Source organism: Bacillus siamensis KCTC 13613 (assembly GCF_000262045.1).
GTDB classification, from domain to species: domain Bacteria; phylum Bacillota; class Bacilli; order Bacillales; family Bacillaceae; genus Bacillus; species Bacillus siamensis.
Genome location: NZ_AJVF01000042.1, coordinates 188,646 through 204,183, shown reverse-complemented (window position 1 = coordinate 204,183; position 15,538 = coordinate 188,646). Strand labels below are relative to the sequence as shown.

Below are 15,538 nucleotides of genomic sequence, written 5' to 3'. Positions count from 1 at the left end.
CAGGCCCGCCACACCTTTTAAAAGTGCCGAAAACGGCTCGATCAGGTAATCGTGGAAAAAACCGATATTCCCGAGGCCTCCCGTCTGAGTCTGAGATGTCGCCGCAAAAGCCGAGCGGCCTGTGCACAGTACGATAAAAAATAATCCGAAAGCTATCCATTTTTGATATGTTTTAGACAATTATGTCTCCTCCTTTTTATCTTCACTTGCCGTTATAAAAGGAGGAAGCTGACATCTTCATCATCATTCGCCGGTGAATTCATGCGGATGACTTTACGTATCCAAGTTGTAATGCGATGATATATAATAATAAGAAAGTCTGTTCGGTTCAGCTGAACGACTGCTTGATGTTCATCTATTCGTTTCGTTCTCCAATGCTCGCCTGCGCGGCGCTCACGCAATAGAAAAGCGATGCCGATCGCGGTCAGAGCGGGAAGAATAATTGTGAAAAAATCGACTAAAAATAAAAAGTCATTCATTGACTCAAGAATCATTTTATCACATCCATTCAGCTCTTATTTTACTACATATATATAAGGTTGTCTATGAAAGGAAAGGAGGCGCCGGGAGTGGCCGGAAAAGGGAGAATTATATTTCATATCGATATGAACAGTTTTTATGCCTCTGTAGAAATGGCGTATGATCCGACTTTAAAGGGAAAACCTCTCGCCGTTGCCGGAAACGTGAAGGAACGGAGAGGAATCATCGTCACCTGCAGCTATGAAGCGAGAGCGCGGGGCGTAAAGACCACCATGCCGGTGTGGCAGGCGAAACGCCTCTGTCCGGAACTCATCGTCGTTCCTCCGAATTTTGACCGCTACCGGAGTTCGTCAAAAGAAATGTTCAGCATTCTGAGGGAGTATACGGATTTAGTCGAGCCTGTTTCTATTGATGAAGGATACATGGATATTACGGACACACCGCACGGACACAGGGCGTATGAGACAGCCGCAGACATTCAGGCAAGGCTGCAAAAAGAGCTTTTGCTTCCGTCAAGCATCGGCATCGCTCCGAATAAGTTTCTCGCCAAGATGGCGTCTGATATGAAAAAACCGCTCGGCATCACCATTTTAAGAAAAAGAGAGCTGCCGGACATATTGTGGCCTCTCCCGATCGAAGAGATGCACGGTATAGGAACGAAAACTGCGGAAAAAATAAAAACGCTCGGCATCAAAACGATCGGTGATTTGGCAAAAGGAGATGAACGGGCGCTGAAAATGCTGCTCGGCATAAACGGGCCGAGGCTGAAGGATAAGGCGAACGGCATCCACCGCGCAGAAGTCGATCCCGAACGGATTTATGAATTTAAAAGCGTCGGCAACTCATCCACCCTTTCGCATGATTCGGCTGACAGGGATGAATTAACCGGCGTGTTTGACCGCCTCGCGCTGTCTGTAAGCGAACGGCTCCAGCGTAAGGAGGTCATGGCCTGCCGGCTGTTCATCATGATCCGCTATGCGGATTGGAAAACGGTCACAAGAAGCATGACCCTCAGCAATCCGGCTGATCAGAAAAAAGACATCATGAATGCGGCGATGGAACTGTTTGACAAGCACTGGAACCAAAACCCGGTGAGACTTCTCGGCATCACCGGAACGGAACTGGTCGAAAAACAGCAGGCGTATAAACAGCTTGACCTGTTTTCATTCAAGGAGGATGCAAAGGAAGAGCCGATTGTTCAGATGATGAACGAGCTGAATGAAAAATACGGCCGGCACATGATCCGAAAAGGCGCCGTCATGAAAAAAGAAGAAAGCAAAACAAGGGGAACGAGCTTTAACAGAGACTTTTTTCAGGATGAAAAGAAAAGGTGAATAACTTGAAAAAAGGGGTTATGTATGATAATTTCTTTAGTATAAATATCATTTTATTTTAATTTAAATTTTAAAATGGTTAAACGTTTGAAGAAGGGACGTTAGAATATGTCAAAACAACAAATCGGAGTTATCGGTCTTGCGGTAATGGGTAAAAATCTGGCTCTTAACATTGAAAGCCGGGGATTTTCTGTGTCTGTATACAACAGATCAAGCAGCAAAACGGAAGAGTTTTTAGAAGAGGCAAAAGGCAAAAATGTTGTCGGTACATACAGTATCGAGGAGTTTGTCCAGTCTCTTGAAACACCCCGCAAAATTTTATTAATGGTTAAAGCGGGAACTGCAACGGATGCGACGATTCAATCTCTTCTTCCTCATCTGGAAAAAGACGATATTTTGATTGACGGCGGAAATACATACTATAAAGATACACAGCGCCGGAACAAAGAGCTTGCCGAAAGCGGTATTCACTTTATCGGGACGGGTGTATCAGGCGGTGAAGAGGGAGCGCTTAAGGGGCCTTCTATTATGCCGGGCGGCCAAAAGGAAGCGCACGAACTCGTGAAGCCGATTTTGGAAGCCATTTCTGCTAAAGTGGACGGAGAAGCTTGTACGACATACATCGGCCCGGACGGAGCGGGGCACTATGTGAAAATGGTGCACAACGGTATCGAATACGGTGACATGCAGCTGATCTCTGAGTCTTATTTCATTTTGAAACAGGTGCTCGGACTGTCTGCCGAAGAGCTTCACGAAGTATTCGCTGAGTGGAACAAAGGTGAGCTTGACAGCTATCTGATCGAAATCACGGCTGACATTTTCACTAAAAAAGATGAAGAAACGGGCAAACCGCTTGTTGACGTCATCCTTGATAAAGCAGGCCAAAAAGGAACGGGTAAATGGACAAGCCAAAGTGCTCTTGACTTAGGCGTGCCGCTTCCGATTATCACTGAATCTGTTTTTGCGCGTTTCATTTCCGCAATGAAAGAAGAGCGTGTGAAAGCAAGCAGCCTGTTGTCCGGGCCTGACGTTAAGCCGGTCACTGAAAACAAAGAAGAGCTGATTGAAGCGGTCAGAAAAGCGCTCTTCATGAGTAAAATCTGTTCTTACGCACAAGGTTTCGCCCAAATGAAAGCTGCATCTGAAGAATATAACTGGGATCTAAAATACGGTGAAATCGCGATGATCTTCCGCGGCGGCTGTATCATCCGCGCGGCGTTCCTGCAAAAGATCAAAGATGCGTATGACCGTGAACCGGAGCTTGACAACCTGCTGTTAGACAGCTATTTCAAAAACATTGCAGAAAGCTACCAAGGCGCCCTTCGCCAAGTGATTTCACTTGCCGTAGCCCAAGGCGTGCCGGTACCTTCGTTCTCAAGCGCACTTGCATATTACGACAGCTACCGTACGGCAGTGCTTCCTGCAAACTTGATTCAAGCGCAGCGTGACTACTTCGGAGCGCATACGTATGAACGCACGGATAAAGAAGGCATTTTCCATACTGAATGGATGAAGTAATGAAGAAGCCCCCGCAATAACTGCGGGGGCTTTTCTGATATGTAAAAACCGCGGGCCTTATGAACAGCGCCGCGGTTTTTTAATTTCTTCTTATATATTCCACCAGTGAAGGCCGTCTTTTTCTAAGAGGTCGTCTGAAGCCTTAGGTCCCATTGATCCGGCTTCATAATTCGGGGAAAGGGTTTTGTCGGCTGCCCATGTTTCGGAAATCGCGTCGACGAAATTCCAAGAAAGCGCCACTTCGTCCCAATGGGCAAAGTTCGTTGCATCGCCGAGCAGACAGTCGTGAATCAATTTTTCGTAAGCTTCCGGTGTGTTCATTTCGTCACTGCAGTTGCTGCAGTAATCTAGCTTAATCGGCTGAGCATGTGCGGCCCCGCCTAGTTTTTTAGCATTCAGATATAAAGTGATGCCTTCATCCGGCTGAATGTGGATGACAAGCAGGTTCGGATTTACATTCGTTTCATTGCCGTAATATAGGTTCATCGGAATGTCTTTAAATTGAACGACGATTTTCGTTGATTTTTCTTTCATCCGTTTCCCTGTTCGGATATAAAACGGAACGCCGGCCCAGCGGAAGTTGTCGATTAACAGCTTTCCGGATACGAATGTTTCCGTATTGGAATCCGGTGCTACGTTTTGCTCATCTGTATAGCTCGGTACAGAGTTTCCGTTGATCGTTCCCGCTTGGTATTGTCCGCGGACGAAATAATCACTCACTTCGTTTGGAGCGACAGGGCGGAGAGCTCTCAGCACCTTCACTTTTTCGCTGCGGATTTCTTCCGTGTTCAGTTTAATCGGCGGTTCCATCGCTAACAGAGCGACCATTTGTAAAATGTGGTTTTGAACCATATCGCGGAGTGCGCCCGATTTTTCATAATATCTCGCGCGATCCTCAACGCCGAGATCTTCACTTGACGTAATCTGGATGTTTGAGATGTAGCGGTTATTCCATAGCGGTTCAAACAGCGCATTCGCAAAACGGATGACTTCGATGTTTTGAACCATTTGCTTGCCTAAGTAATGGTCGATCCGATAAATTTGATCTTCTGTGAAAGCTTCCCGTATTTCTTTGTTAAGCTCTTTCGCACTCGGCAGGTCATGGCCGAACGGCTTTTCAATTACAAGACGGGACCAGCCTTTTGTCGCTGTGACACCTTCATTTTTAAGCGATTTTGCGATTGTGCCGAAAAACTCAGGGGCCATTGCCAAGTAAAACATTCGGTTATTCGGGATTTCATATGTATGTTCAAGCTGATCAAGCAGGACATTCAGCTCCTGATAGGAACCCGGATTCGTTACATCAAACGGATGGTAATAAAAATGAGATGTGAAATCATCTATGTCTTTTTGCCCAGCCGAAGAAACAGACGTTTTAACGGTTTCACGGAGGTCCTCGTTTGACCAAGGTCTTCTTCCAACACCTACAACTGCAAACTCTTCACCAATCTGACCATTTTTATATAAACGGTGAATGGATGGGTAAAGTTTTCGTTTTGCCAAATCCCCTGTGGCACCAAATATTACAATTACTGCTTTTGGTTTGTCGTTTGTTTTCACTTAGAGTACCTCACTTTATCTGAAGCATGGTTTAAAACCCCGCATATTTCCTTCATTTTAAATCTAAAATTCGTTGAAAGCAAATGTTTCAGCCTGTTTTTTGAGGTTTGCGGAAAAAAATTAATCAGGCCGGAGAAGCCCCGGGTGAATTCACATTTTCAGCCTGATCCTGTATCCTTAGTAGTACAAAGATCTAGGAGGAAGCATTGTGGAATTATTATTTTTAGGGACGGGGGCCGGCATGCCGGCAAAGGCGAGAAACGTAACGTCCGTCGCGCTGAAGCTTCTTGAAGAAAGGCGTTCCGTATGGCTGTTTGATTGCGGAGAAGCCACTCAGCATCAGATATTACATACAACACTCAAACCGAGGAAAATTGAAAAGATTTTCATCACCCATCTTCACGGTGATCATGTTTACGGTCTTCCGGGTCTGTTGGGAAGCCGGTCATTTCAGGGCGGTGAAGAAGAGCTGACGATTTACGGGCCAAAAGGCATAAAAGCATTTATCGAAACAAGCCTGAATGTGACGGCGACCCATTTGACGTATCCTCTTACCGTACATGAAATTGAAGAGGGAACGGTTTTTGAAGATGAGCAATTCATCGTTACCGCAGCATCCGTCATTCACGGTGTAGAAGCGTTCGGCTACCGTGTACAGGAAAAAGATATTCCCGGTGCATTGCAGGCCGGCAGACTGAAGGAAATGAATATTCCGCCCGGCCCCGTCTATCAGAAGATCAAAAAAGGCGAAACAGTCACGCTTGATGATGGAAGAATAATTGATGGACAGGATTTTTTGGAGCCGCCGAAAAAGGGGAGGATCGTCGCTTTTTCAGGGGATACCCGGGCATCAGAGCGGGTAACCGAGCTTGCGCGCAATGCCGATGTACTTGTTCATGAAGCGACGTTTGCCAAAGAAGATGCAAAGCTTGCGCATAATTACTATCATGCGACGACAGAACAGGCTGCACAAACGGCAAAAAAAGCAGGCGCCAAACAGCTGATCTTAACTCACATCAGCGCAAGGTATCAAGGCGAATCGCCGATAGAGCGTCTGGAACATGAGGCGAAAGCGGTATTTGAAAACAGCAGGATCGCATTTGACTTCATGGAAGTCACAGTGGAACGCTCTTAAAAAATGGACGCTTGACATATTGATTTGAGGGTATATAATAAAACGTAATAATTACGATTTGATCGAGAGGTGAAAATGATGCGTGTGAATGTAACATTGGCCTGCACAGAGACAGGGGACAGAAACTATATCACGACGAAGAACAAACGGACGAATCCGGATCGATTGGAAATGAAAAAGTATTCACCCCGGTTGAAAAAGTATACTTTACATCGTGAGACGAAGTAGATCACGATAAAAAAGCCATTGTGCTCAGGCACAATGGCTTTTGTTTTATGAGTTTACCGCCTGATAGGCCGGAGCATTCATTTGCTGGCGCGCCGCACACCAAACATCATAAATGGCAAGGTGGACGATATGCGGTTCATCGTGGTGAATGGCATGAGAACTGTTTTTGGCCTGAATCCATCCGCTTTGATAAGAGACATCAAGCATGCTTCTGTGCAGTTTCATCCATTCTTCATGAGCGTGCTTTAAGCGCTCATCCCGCTCTCCCGATGATAAAATCAACAGCGGCATATCGTTAAAATGAATCTGCTGGTGCTTGATCTGCCGAAGGCTTGTCAAAAATTCAGCGTGTGATCCTTCTAATCTGAACTGCTTCAGGTAGGCCGCTTTCATTTCCTCGGGAAGAAGCGGAAGCACTTTCGTCTCCTGATCTTCAGAAACCGGGTCAAGGAGCACCATTCCGAGAATATCCCGTCGGTTTCGGCTCGCCCAAAGTCTGCTGATAATCGTGCCGTATGAATGCGAGACGACAAGGTAAGGAGGCTTGACGCCCGCCTTCAGCAGAAGGGCGTTTAATTCCTGTACCATGTGATCTGCCGTTCGCTTGTTTCTGCTTTGGCCGCTTTTGCCGATTCCGGCTCTGTCATATGTGAAAACCCCAAATTCTTCATCTATGTCAGTGAGTAATGGTGTCCATGTTTCAGAAGAAGTGCCGCAGCCGGCTTCAAAGACGATCGTCACTTCGCCGGCACCTTTACGGTGTTTTGTATAAAACGGACAGCCGTCAATCAGGTATGTCCTTTCCATCCATGCTGCTTTCATTGGAGTCATCCCCTCTAATTGGTTCTATAAGGAAGACGGAGATGCTTCGGCGATCGTTTCTCAAAAAATAAAAAAAGAGACAGCCGATGATAAAAATTCCGGCTGTCTCTTCTGTCACCATGCTCTGTCGTATTGAACCGGCGACGGTATTTCTGTATTCAGCTGCTTCGCTGCACTTCTTGCAAAATGCGGATCGCGCAGAAGTTCTCTCGCGACAAAAATAAGGTCAGCGCGGTTGTTTTGCAGAATTTCTTCGGCCATTGTTCCTGTCGTTATCAAACCGACGGCGCCTGTTGCGATTTCGGCCTGCTCACGGATTTTCTCCGCAAAGCTCACTTGATAGCCGGGGAAGACGTTAATATCAGCTTGAACGAGTGCGCCTGAGCTGCAATCAATCAAGTCGACTCCCTGCTCCTTCATCCACTTCGCAAAGCCGATATGATCGGCAATGTCCAGACCCTTATCAGTATAATCAGATGCGGAAACACGGACAAATAGCGGTCCGTCCCAGACTTCCTTGACGGCTTCAATGGTCTCGCCTAAGAAGCGGTAGCGGTTTTCATGTGAGCCGCCGTATTCATCTGTACGGTGATTGGACAGCGGTGACAAAAATTCGTGCATTAAGTAGCCGTGTGCCGCATGAAGCTCGATAATGTCAAAGCCGGCTTTTTTCGCACGCGCCGCGGCCTGCTTGAATTCCTGAATGGTTTCTTTAATTTGTTCTATCGTCATTTCAGCCGGTGTTTTGGACTGCTCATCGAACGGAATGGCTGAAGGAGCGTAAATTTCTCCGTCAAGCTCTGCTTTACGTCCCGCGTGCGCGAGCTGAATGCCGATTTTAGACCCTTGCGCTTTCACCTGTTCTGTCAGTTTGGCAAAGCCTTCGATATGATCGTCGCTCCAAATGCCCAAATCCTGATCGGTAATACGTCCCTGCGGATTAACGGCTGTCGCTTCCACGATAATGAGACCGACCTGACCGATTGCACGCGATATGTAGTGCGCCATATGAAAAGGCTGCAGTTTTCCGTCCTTCTCATGTGAGGAATACATGCACATCGGTGCCATAACAATACGGTTTTTGATCGTTACATCTTTAACGGTCCATGGTGTAAATAATTTTCTGGCCATTTATTTCGCCTCCCGGAATGTTTTTAGACATTGATTATAACAACTCATGATCATCCAGTCATATAAACTGCTCACAGCTGAACACATCGTTCTTATTGTTCTGAACGGGCATTTTTCTTATACACATCGGGGCCGTATCTTCATAACAGGCATTTACAGCCGATCATTTAGCAAATATAGATGAGAAACGCACCGATAACTGCGTGGCGTCCTTTGAACCAGATTGTCAGAATGAAAATACTGCCTTGAAAACAAAAAGTCTGACCGTGACAGTGGTGAGCGGGGTTATTTTGATGTCGGGCTTTCGTCTGTTTATATAAAAAGGGCATCAACGGCACATGCTGTTGATGCTTTTTTTGAAATGCTAGGGTTTGGAGAGCACTTCAATTCCGACGTTGACCATTTTGTCCAGTCCCATAAAAGACAGGCAGATTTTGGCGCGTCTTTTTCTTTTATCGATCTTTTTAATAATGCCTTCCATTCCTTTAAGAGGCCCTGAGGCAACGGTTACTTTTGAATTTTCAATATAGACTTTTGAATAATCTACAGTGTCTCCTTCTCCGATCAGCCTGATAATAGGGAGGATTTCTTCATCCTTAATTGTCGTGAAATAGGTTTTACGCTCTTTGGAATAATATGCGCCGTTATTCACGATTCTGCATGAAATGGGGAGTTCTTTGATTTTATGAAATGTCCGCTCTGTCATCTTTGTTTTAAACAGCACATATCCCGGAAACATTTTTTTGAGTGCCTCGTATTTGATTCCGGCTTTTCGTTCTGTGACTTTTTTCTTGGGTATGATTGAGTAGAGAGCCTGCTCATCAAACTGCAGACGCAGAAATTTTTGCACTGCTTCTTCTTTTCCCGACTCTACAAAAAGTGCGTACCATTTCATGACTGGATCCTCCTTAGAATAATAAGAAATTATTATACAAAGAAAGTATTTAATGGATAATATTTAAAATGATTAAAAAATTTTCTATTTCGTCTTTTTTTTACATAATATATGAAAATGAAAAATAAGTATAGACCCAATTGACAGAGAAGCGATGAATTTTCTTTGACATGAAAAGGGTTCAGAGAATTATCTGACATTTTATCCACCGAACATAAAACTGTGAAATAAATGTCAGAAAATAAAGAAAAAACCCCTTGACATTATTATCTATAAATTGATATTATTCTCTTTAAATAGCAACTATTTGTTAAATTTATTAAATTAAAGTAAAGCACCTATTAAATTTCAATCGCTGTTTCGGCACGTTGAAGAGGAAATAGGGATTATAAAAATGATTGTAGTGTATATATCTACATATACATGATAAGGGAGAAGTGTGCCGTCACGGCTGTTTTCGGGCATATTGGCACTGCAGCTTGTCATGAGAAACATTCAGTCAACAAGCAATATGTTTTTATGTAAATTATGTTAGAAAAGGAAAACACAATGCGTTTGCGATTTTTAAACCTGTGCTGAATCGCAAACGCGTTTGTGTTTTTATTTTTATGCCGGTGTTTACACCAGTCAATATATGAGATAAGAGACGTTTTTGTATTGAGAACCACATGTGGTGTGCAAAATTGACGATGCGGAAAGGATGAGGATGAGATGCTTACGTTTGTTTTCCCGGGGCAGGGTTCTCAATTTAAAGGAATGGGAGGAGGACTGTTTGATGAATTTCAAGATCTGACACGTCAGGCTGATGACATATTAGGCTACTCTATAGAAGAATTGTGCCTGGAGGATCCGAATCACCAGCTGGGGAAAACGCAATTTACCCAGCCGGCGTTATATACGGTGAGTGCACTCAGTTATTTAAAGAAAATGAAAGAGTCCGGCAGAGAGCCTGATTACGCCGCAGGGCACAGTTTAGGAGAATATAATGCGTTATTTGCGGCCGGCTGCTTTGATTTTGAGACCGGTTTGCAGCTTGTAAAAAAAAGAGGGGAGCTCATGAGCAAGGCAGCTCCCGGAGGCATGGCGGCGGTTTTGGGGTTTACGGCTGAACAAGTAAAAGATGTTTTATCCGATTATCATCTGACCGGCATTGATATCGCTAACCATAATTCACCTTTGCAAATTGTGATCGCCGGAACGAAACAAGACATTGAAAAAGCGCGCCCCGTCTTTGAAAAAGCCGGCGTGAGAATGTACCTTCCTTTAAATGTGAGCGGCGCTTTCCATTCCCGCTATATGAAAGATGCTGAAAAAGAGTTTGCGGATTATTTAGAAGAAACGGCGTTTTTGCCTCTTCGTTTTCCGGTGATCTCAAATCTTCATGCCGCACCTTATAAGAATGATGAAATCAAAACAAATCTGACTTTGCAAATGACCAATCAGGTAAAGTGGACGGACACGATACGCCGTCTGATGGGACTTGAAAATAATGAAATTACAGAAGTCGGGCCCGGGGAAGTGCTGACAAAACTGACGCGGCAGATTAAAAAAGATGCCGTCCCATTACCTATGCCGAAAGAAGAGTCTGATATTGCTGATGTTACAAGTGCGGCAGCTGATTCACAAAAAACGGCGGGAATGAGATTAGGGAACGAAGATTTTAAAAAAGATCATAACATCCAATATGCTTACATGACGGGCTCCATGTACAGGGGAATTGCTTCGGAACAGATGGTCATTAAAGCGGCAAAAGCGGGAATGCTGGGCTTTTACGGAACAGGCGGATTGAGTATCGAACGGATCGGACAGGCCATCGGAACCATCCGGTCTGCACTGCGGCAAGGGGAAACATTCGGAATGAACCTTCTTCATCATATGATGTCACCTGACAAGGAAGTCAGAATGATAGATTTATATTTGAAAAACGGCATTCATCTTATTGAAGCATCGGCATTTATGGGCATAACCCCCGCTCTCGTTATATACAGGGCAAAGGGATTAAGCAGGAATCATGACGGATCGGTGTCAGTTCAAAACAGAATCATCGCGAAAGTATCCCGGCCTGAAGTCGCTGAGGCCTTTCTGAATCCGGCTCCGGCTCATATGCTGGAAAGACTTGTGTCTGACAATCGGCTGACAGCCGGGGAAGCGGCGCTTGCAAAAGAAATTCCGATGGCTGATGACATTTGCGTTGAAGCGGATTCAGGAGGGCATACCGACCAAGGGATTCCGTATACTTTAATGCCTGCCATGATCAGACTCAGAGACCGCATGATGGAGAAGCACGGTTATGCGAAAAAAGTAAGAATCGGCGCAGCCGGCGGCATCGGCACTCCGGAAGCTGCTGCTGCCGCGTTTCTGCTCGGCGCCGAATTTATCGGAACCGGTTCTATTAATCAATGCACGGTCGAAGCCGGGACAAGCGATTCAGTGAAAGATCTGCTTCAGGAAGCGAACGTGCAGGATACGTCATATGCTCCCGCGGGAGATATGTTTGAAGCGGGAGCAAGGGTGCAGGTGCTGAAAAAAGGCCTGTTTTTCCCGGCCAGAGCCAATAAACTCTTTGACTTGTACAGACAATACAATTCTTTAGATGAAATAGATGAAAAAACGAAAACATTAATTGAAGATAAGTATTTCCAGCGCAGTTTTGAAGAAGTGTATGAGCAGTTGAAACATGATAAATCTCCTGAACAGATCGCCAAAGCCGAACAGAATCCGAAACACAAAATGGCGATGGTATTTAAATGGTATTTTTCCCATACGACGAGGCTCGCTCTGGAAGGAAAAAGCGAAAGTAAAATAGATTACCAAATTCATTGCGGCCCTGCACTCGGCGCATTTAATCAATGGGTGAAAGGAACCCCGCTTGAAAATTGGAGAAACAGGCATGTCGATCTGATCGGCAAACAGCTCATGGAAGAAACAGCCGGTCTTCTTGCGCAACGGCTGGTATCGATTACAGGCTGAGTATGACCGGACATTACATTTTTTCTGCGGAGGACTACCATGCTGATTGAAAATCATGAATTAACGATGAGCCATGTCGGGTTAGGGAATTTGAATGAGTACGCGCTGCTGCTGTTATTCGGCAACGCACACAGTCACCATTTAACGGACGGAACGGGATTCCGGCCTGATCAGATGGCCGATCACCAAGGGCTGATTTTGTATCCGGCTTATTTTATGACACATCTCAAAGTTCCTTCAGATAAGCCTCTTGATCAGTACCGATTATGGGACGAGGTTTCCGTCGGAGTCGATATCTCCCGGTTTGGAGAAACCATATTAGAATCTGATTATTTGTTTGGGCCGAAAGGAGCGGTCAGCACTGATAAAAGCGAGTGGGACCGCGGGCGGTTTCCTTCTATGAAAGCCAATAGTTTAATTGTCGTCGACGTCACACAAACAGAAGGTTCGACCCGCAAAGTCTCAGCGCCTAAGGCTGAATGCATTGCGGAACTTTCTAAGCTAGCCAAGCCGCCTTACGCGCTGATGCGGTCAAAGAAAATCAGAACGGATGCTTTCGGTATGAAGCCGGGCAACCTCAAAACAGCAGACCCCGTTTCATATCGGGTTCCTGTTGATCAGGATGCTGCGCCGGGGCATGCCATGGTGTTTGCGAAATTCAGCAAGATAATGGATGCGGCGGAATTTGAATGGATGACGCGCCGGTCGAAGCCGGGTTTTCCGGTTTCAATCGCGCGGCATTTATTTTTGCTTGAGAGAGAGACGTATTATTACGGAAATTGTTTTGCAGATGAAGAGCTTGATATTTATATGACGGGACACATTGAAGAATGCGATCCCGACTTTCACGGTGATTCCCTCGGTATGATCTCAGTGGCGAAAATCAGCTATCAGATTGAAGTCTATATGAAAAGAAATCATACATTGCTGGCCATTTCCAAGGTGGATAAGCTGCTGGCGGTGCCGACCTCTTCACAAGATCATATTCCGGATTATAAACGGGTCATCAGAAGTTTATAAAATGAAGAATGGAGCTGAAAGCAAATGGAACAAACCAAGGAAATGAAGCAGATCATCGCTCAAATCATCCAGGACATTCAAGAACAGCAGTCATATCGGGCCGTCGAAGCGGGAGATGATGTGAGAGTCATAGAGGATCTGGGCTTCTCATCACTGGATATCGCTCAATTAGTCGCACAGATGGAGATGGAAACCGGAGTAGATCCTTTTTCCCAAGGAGAAACAATTTCCAGCATTACAACCGTCGGCAGCATTTGTGATATTTATCAAAAATATATGGACAGTGCTCAATCATGATAACAGAAAGCGGGGGAGATATCAGCTGGGTGACTGATAAGCTTAGGGAAACGCAAGACAGTGAGTTTCTCATTTTTAAAGGGCAGACTTTTACGTATGATGATTTGCTGACACGAATCAGCTTTTTTCAGAAAGAACTTGAACAAAACGGAATACGTGAAGGAGAATGTGTGGCGCTTATCGGGGATTATTCCCCGAACGCCATTTTTTTGCTGATGGCGCTTCTGTTAAACCGAAATATCGTTGTCCCTCTCAGCAATGAATCAAGGGAAAAGCATCTCGATATGTTTGAAGACGCGAAAGTGAATCAAATCATTGAAATAAATGAAAATGACAGCTGGACGCTTCGTGAAGGTTCTAAAAGCGCCTCTCACCCTCTGCTTGATGACCTGCGAGAGAGAGGAGAGTCAGGCATTATTATTTTCACATCGGGAACCTCCGGCAAAAGCAAAGCATCCGTGTTAAGCGCCGGCCGGCTGCTTGAAAAATACAAAACGGCGAAAAGAAAACCGCTGCGTACACTCATTTTTCTGAAATTGGATCATATAGGCGGCATTAATACGCTGTTTGCGATTCTGTTTAACGGGGGAACAATCGTCACATCAGACAGCAGAACGCCGGAGTCCGTTTATCGGGCGGTCGACAAACATGCTGTCCAAGTACTCCCCGCCACCCCGACCTTTTTAAACATGCTGCTGATGTCCAAGGCGGATGCCGGCTCCGGCTATAACCTCTCTTCACTCCAGCTGATCACTTACGGCACAGAACCGATGCCCCAATCAACGCTGCGCGGCATTCACCGGCTGTTTCCGGGGGTACGGCTGAAACAAACATACGGATTAACTGAACTGGGTATATTCTCAACGAAATCAAAAGACAGCCAATCCACTTGGATGAAAGTAGGCGGTGCCGGAACAGAGACCAAAATTACCGGAGGCACGCTTTGGGTCCGTTCTGAGTCGGCGATGCTCGGCTATTTAAATGCACCGTCACCTTTCGATGAAGACGGCTGGTACGACACCGGTGACCAGGTGGAAACAGACGGCGAATATATAAGAATTCTCGGAAGAAAGAGTGAAATTATTAATGTGGGCGGAGAGAAAGTGTTTCCGGCAGAGGTGGAAAGCGTTTTTCTGGAGATACCGAATGTCCGGGATGTGCTCATAACGGGCCGAAAAAATCCGATTACGGGCGAGATTGTCGCGGCAGAGGCCGTGCTTGAAAAAGAGGAAGATATCAAATCTTTCAGAAAGCGGGCCGTAGCTCATTGCAGACAGAAGCTGCAGCCATATCAGATACCGCAGATCATTTCTGTTACAGATCGGAAACTGTCTAATGACCGATTTAAAAAAATAAGAAACGTGTAAAACAGGAGGTACATATGAATAACGGAAAAGTAGCGGTCGTCAGCGGAGGAAGCCGGGGGCTCGGAAAAGCGATTGTACAGGCGCTTTTGGATGAGGATTACAAAGTAGCCGCTTTCAGCCGCAGTGAATCTGATTTTATTAACACATTGAGAGAGAGTGAAAAGTACCGCGGCCGCTTTTATTGGGAAGCGGCGGATGCGGCGGATGATGCCGCCATGAAACAGTTTGTTCTTCAAGTATACCGCAAGTTTTCCAGAATAGACGGCTTGGTCAATAACGCCGGTTTGAACCTTGATCAGCTGCTGCCCCTGACAAATGATGATGACATTGACCGCATCCTCAATCTGAATATCGGTTCAGTCATCAAGCTGACCCGAAACGTTTCCCGGGTCATGCTGAAACAAAATTCCGGATCAATCGTTAACATAAGCTCCATTATCGGCTCAAGAGGATTTAAAGGCGCTTCTGTCTACAGCGCATCCAAAGCGGCTCTTGACGGCTTGACGCGAAGCCTGGCCAGGGAGCTCGGGTCCAAAGGAATCCGTGTCAATTCACTTGCGCCCGGTTTTGTGGACACCGATATGACGAAAAATATGCCGGAAAAACAAAAATCGCAAATTATCAGAAGGACGCCGATGGGGCGTTTAGGCGAAACAGACGATATGACCGGACTCGTTCGTTTCCTGCTTTCTCCTGAATCGTCCTTTATGACCGGACAGACAATGGCAATTGACGGCGGATTAACTTGTTAAAGCACAGAAAAATTCTTTTGTACAAGGGA

14 protein-coding genes and 1 pseudogene are annotated in these 15,538 nt (G+C 45.6%); 9 read left to right on the top strand and 6 right to left on the bottom strand.

Going from position 1 to position 15,538, the window contains the following annotated elements:
• Positions 1-180: pseudogene (locus tag Y79_RS01000000120270) on the bottom strand (membrane protein insertase YidC); the annotation flags it as partial.
• Between the two features lie 32 nt (positions 181-212).
• Complete coding sequence (locus tag Y79_RS0119685) at positions 213-494, bottom strand: hypothetical protein (RefSeq protein ID WP_003153239.1); 282 nt, start codon at positions 492-494, stop codon at positions 213-215.
• 75 nt (positions 495-569) lie between these two features.
• Here Y79_RS0119685 and Y79_RS0119680 point away from each other — a divergent pair, with 75 nt between their 5' ends.
• Positions 570-1,814, top strand: a complete 1,245-nt coding sequence (locus tag Y79_RS0119680; protein WP_029575379.1) for a DNA polymerase IV — start codon at positions 570-572, stop codon at positions 1,812-1,814.
• A gap of 108 nt (positions 1,815-1,922) precedes the next feature.
• The gene (gene gndA, locus Y79_RS0119675; RefSeq protein WP_007408395.1) at positions 1,923-3,332 is read left to right on the top strand and encodes an NADP-dependent phosphogluconate dehydrogenase; all 1,410 of its coding nucleotides are present in this window, start codon (positions 1,923-1,925) and stop codon (positions 3,330-3,332) included.
• A gap of 90 nt (positions 3,333-3,422) precedes the next feature.
• On the opposite strand, the gene zwf is transcribed toward gndA, so the two are convergent.
• Positions 3,423-4,892, bottom strand: coding sequence for a glucose-6-phosphate dehydrogenase (gene zwf / locus Y79_RS0119670; RefSeq protein WP_016939206.1), 1,470 nt, complete (start codon positions 4,890-4,892; stop codon positions 3,423-3,425).
• Positions 4,893-5,100: 208 nt separating this feature from the next.
• Between zwf and rnz the strand changes: the two genes are divergently transcribed.
• Together rnz and rpmG are read left to right on the top strand one after the other, a co-directional pair.
• Complete coding sequence (gene rnz, locus Y79_RS0119665) at positions 5,101-6,027, top strand: ribonuclease Z (RefSeq protein ID WP_016939205.1); 927 nt, start codon at positions 5,101-5,103, stop codon at positions 6,025-6,027.
• Positions 6,028-6,105: 78 nt separating this feature from the next.
• Positions 6,106-6,255 (top strand): 50S ribosomal protein L33, encoded by a 150-nt coding sequence (gene rpmG, locus Y79_RS1000000121110; protein WP_003153246.1) that lies wholly within the window; start codon positions 6,106-6,108, stop codon positions 6,253-6,255.
• A gap of 45 nt (positions 6,256-6,300) precedes the next feature.
• Here the strand turns inward: rpmG and Y79_RS0119655 are convergent, their stop codons facing one another.
• The 3 genes from Y79_RS0119655 to loaP all read right to left on the bottom strand — a co-directional run bounded on the left by Y79_RS0119655 (position 6,301) and on the right by loaP (position 9,103).
• Positions 6,301-7,077 carry an alpha/beta fold hydrolase gene (locus tag Y79_RS0119655; protein ID WP_016939204.1) on the bottom strand — a complete coding sequence of 259 codons (777 nt, stop codon included), beginning with the start codon at positions 7,075-7,077 and terminating at the stop codon, positions 6,301-6,303.
• A gap of 114 nt (positions 7,078-7,191) precedes the next feature.
• Positions 7,192-8,208, bottom strand: a complete 1,017-nt coding sequence (gene namA / locus Y79_RS0119650) for an NADPH dehydrogenase NamA (protein ID WP_016939203.1) — start codon at positions 8,206-8,208, stop codon at positions 7,192-7,194.
• A 364-nt stretch (positions 8,209-8,572) separates the two neighbouring features.
• Positions 8,573-9,103, bottom strand: a complete 531-nt coding sequence (loaP, locus tag Y79_RS0119645) for an antiterminator LoaP (protein ID WP_003153257.1) — start codon at positions 9,101-9,103, stop codon at positions 8,573-8,575.
• Between the two features lie 711 nt (positions 9,104-9,814).
• Here loaP and fabD point away from each other — a divergent pair.
• From fabD to Y79_RS0119620, 5 genes are read left to right on the top strand one after another with little or no spacing between them, the layout of a single operon-like run.
• Positions 9,815-12,073: an ACP S-malonyltransferase gene (gene fabD, locus Y79_RS0119640; RefSeq protein ID WP_016939202.1), complete on the top strand. Its 2,259-nt coding sequence runs from the start codon at positions 9,815-9,817 to the stop codon at positions 12,071-12,073.
• Between the two features lie 39 nt (positions 12,074-12,112).
• Positions 12,113-13,093, top strand: a complete 981-nt coding sequence (locus Y79_RS0119635) for an LnmK family bifunctional acyltransferase/decarboxylase (RefSeq protein ID WP_016939201.1) — start codon at positions 12,113-12,115, stop codon at positions 13,091-13,093.
• A 24-nt stretch (positions 13,094-13,117) separates the two neighbouring features.
• Positions 13,118-13,390, top strand: coding sequence for an acyl carrier protein (locus tag Y79_RS0119630; protein ID WP_003153264.1), 273 nt, complete (start codon positions 13,118-13,120; stop codon positions 13,388-13,390).
• Complete coding sequence (locus tag Y79_RS0119625) at positions 13,387-14,757, top strand: long-chain fatty acid--CoA ligase (RefSeq protein ID WP_016939200.1); 1,371 nt, start codon at positions 13,387-13,389, stop codon at positions 14,755-14,757. Before Y79_RS0119630 ends, Y79_RS0119625 begins: the two co-directional genes overlap by 4 nt.
• Positions 14,758-14,771: 14 nt before the next feature.
• Positions 14,772-15,509: an SDR family oxidoreductase gene (locus tag Y79_RS0119620; protein ID WP_016939199.1), complete on the top strand. Its 738-nt coding sequence runs from the start codon at positions 14,772-14,774 to the stop codon at positions 15,507-15,509.
• The last annotated feature ends 29 nt before the right edge of the window (positions 15,510-15,538 follow it).